2 protein-coding genes are annotated in these 342 nt (G+C 52.6%); both read left to right on the forward strand.

The window, feature by feature from the left end; all coding sequences use genetic code 11:
* Positions 1 to 87 (forward strand): uL30 family ribosomal protein (locus Q4563_RS17655; protein ID WP_303605429.1); only part of this gene is annotated, 87 nt, incomplete at its 5' end.
* A gap of 1 nt (position 88) precedes the next feature.
* Positions 89 to 342, forward strand: a 254-nt coding sequence (gene rplO / locus Q4563_RS17660; RefSeq protein ID WP_303605428.1) for a 50S ribosomal protein L15, incomplete at its 3' end; no start/stop codon positions are given.

Genomic DNA, 342 nt, shown 5'->3' on the forward strand with positions numbered 1-342 from the left:
GGTCATACTGTTGAACTGGAAGATACACCATCCATTCGCGGCATGATCAACCAAGTTCAATACATGGTTAAGGTTGAAGGGGAGTAATATGCGCCTCAATGAATTGAGTCCAGCTCCTGGTTCCAAGCCGACGCGCAAGCGCGTTGGCCGTGGTATCGGTTCTGGTTTGGGCAAAACCGGTGGTCGTGGTCACAAGGGCATGAAGTCTCGCTCAGGTGGCAGCGTTGCACCCGGTTTCGAAGGTGGTCAGATGCCGATCCACCGTCGTTTGCCAAAGTTTGGTTTTGCTTCACGGAAAGCCCAGTACGTTGCCGAGATTCGTCTCAACGAACTGACTTTGGT

This window comes from Gilvimarinus sp. 1_MG-2023 (assembly GCF_030548285.1).